The sequence below is a fragment of the Leptospira borgpetersenii serovar Javanica genome, from assembly GCF_003046425.1.
Classification (GTDB): domain Bacteria; phylum Spirochaetota; class Leptospiria; order Leptospirales; family Leptospiraceae; genus Leptospira; species Leptospira borgpetersenii.
Window position 1 is genome coordinate 1 of sequence record NZ_QAJG01000058.1, and the last position, 2254, is coordinate 2254.

The window sequence follows — 2254 nt, forward strand, 5'->3', positions numbered from 1 at the left end:
CTTGGAGATTTGCCCTAACTTTTGGGATTAATGGTTCTATTTTTTCCCAAAGTGCATCGGGGATCTCTGAATAATATTTGTCCATTTCACATTGATATTTTTACGCTCTCTGAGTACAAGCAGTTTTGAGACCGGCTCTTAGCATTACTAAATCAATTTGATCTCTACGCAACTTTATAAATGAATTCTCTATTTTAAGATTCTTTCATTTATCGAAATAATCTATCAAAATAATTTATATACTCCTAATTAACCTAATCAATGTAAAAAAAACTTTTGGCGATAAAAACTCATCCCTACATCGAATGATAAAAAAGAAACTAAATATAGTTGAAAAAATTTGACTCAACTGTTGAATTATCAAAAATGAATAAACACAAACACTTAGAATTCATTCAAAATACTATCACTCGAATGAACAACAATTCTTTTTTAATTAAAGCATGGACAATAACGATTCTTTCTGGGATATTCGTCTTCTCTTTAAAAGATTCAAAGACTTGGCTATATTTTTTCATACTTGTCCCATTGATTTCATTGTGGATATTAGATAGCTTATATCTTCGTTACGAACGAAAATACAGAGCTCTTTATCATGAAGTAAGTAAGAAAAAGGAAAAGCACATAGATTTTTCCATGGATATTTCGAAATTTAAATCTTCAAAATTTAATCTTTCCTCATGCATGTTCTCAGAAACCCAGAGATCCTTTTACGGGATTCTTTTTGTTTTGCTTTCTAGTGGCTTTATTATAGAAAGCAAATATTACTGAATTAAATCTTAAGAAGAATAAATCGAAACCTCTGTATCAAGTATATTTCTGCTTAGACATCAAATGTTCCAAATTGCCTAAAAGGCGATGAATATTTCCCAGTATATCCCAGGCTTCTAAATACAATTCGCACCAAAAGATCCAAAAATTCATAATATAGGTCAACTAATTCCTCGAAAGGTATTGAAAATATTTCGCCTGAATGGAAAAGCGGGTTTCGAATTTCTTTTCGCAGCTTTTCATTTAGATAAATTTCCGGAATAAAGCGAAGCCAACCATTTGCCTTTTTTAATTTTTGTTCGATAGATTTAATTTTTCGAACTTCTTCAGATGTTAAACCACAAGATACTTCAAGATAAAAACTAAGAAAATATTCAAAAGCGAGAATTAAATTACTCCATTTTACTTCCACAAGATCATTCTGAGCGGCTTTAGTTATCCAATGTATAGATTTACGAAAAGGCTCTCTAGGAAAATTTTTTATTTTCGCTTCAACTGCTCGAATAAATTCCGATATAGAATTCTTTTTTTGACGCAAAAGATCGCACTTATGATACCTAAAACCATCAAATGAAGATATGATATAAAGACAGGTTACCCCTTCACTATCCACCCCTTCGATTAAAATTGGCGCAATAGATTGAAGTTGGGTTAAGGATAAAATCCAACTCAAACTTTCAATATCATCGAGATATGCATCATAACTACTATCCCCGACGCTTGATTCGAGAATATATAAACAACCCTGATGGAGCTGGCGCGCTTTCATAGCTGAAAGAGTCTCTATATAATTTTCTTGTCTTCGAAAGTGAAAACTTTTACCGTTGAATTCAACGTCACCCGGGATTAGTAATGGGTCGAAATTCAATAGATGAGCCCGAATACTTTTTATAGAAAAAATACTCTTTTTAATGATAAGATCACTTCTGCTCGAAGCAAGATAGACTCTAGACTGAATCTCATGTATTACTATTGAGTCTGAAGCAATATGAAAGTTACTATCACTAGTAGTCCCACTTAGCTTTAATTCTCGAAAAAAACCATTCGGACTATACTCAATATTTAAAATTCCGTCTACATGCAATCGCAGATCATGATTACCATCAGCAAGTAACGTTAATTCCCATTCCATTGGAAAATAGCTATTTCCATCCTGAGAAATAAAGCCCGAACCGTTAAGATAGCGTAGTGCTGAAAGATGAGAAAGAATCCCATAGATTTCGGAAAAATCAGTTCTTTTTTGATCTAACATTGATATTTTCCCTCATTTGTATTTCAACACCGCAATTTTCAAAATTCAATCAACTTCCTACAATAAACTAACACAAATCGGAAACTCTCCTATCAGGAGAGACAAAATGGCGCCTCTTCCTTCCGGGCTTGAAAACCGTGGGTTAGATGCGAGCATTTACCACAAAACAAGAAAACCAACAGAAGGAACTAAGAGCTTGTCCGTTCAGAGGACTGAGGACAGACGAACTTC

At 33.3% G+C, this 2254-nt stretch carries 2 protein-coding genes; one reads left to right on the forward strand and one right to left on the reverse strand.

Features of this window, described 5'->3' with window-relative positions:
* Positions 1–366: 366 nt before the first annotated feature.
* Complete coding sequence (locus CLV95_RS18460) at positions 367–771, forward strand: DUF3278 domain-containing protein (protein WP_002744191.1); 405 nt, start codon at positions 367–369, stop codon at positions 769–771.
* 52 nt (positions 772–823) lie between these two features.
* Here the strand turns inward: CLV95_RS18460 and CLV95_RS18465 are convergent, their stop codons facing one another.
* Positions 824–2023, reverse strand: a complete 1200-nt coding sequence (locus tag CLV95_RS18465) for a hypothetical protein (protein WP_002735899.1) — start codon at positions 2021–2023, stop codon at positions 824–826.
* Positions 2024–2254: the final 231 nt, after the last annotated feature.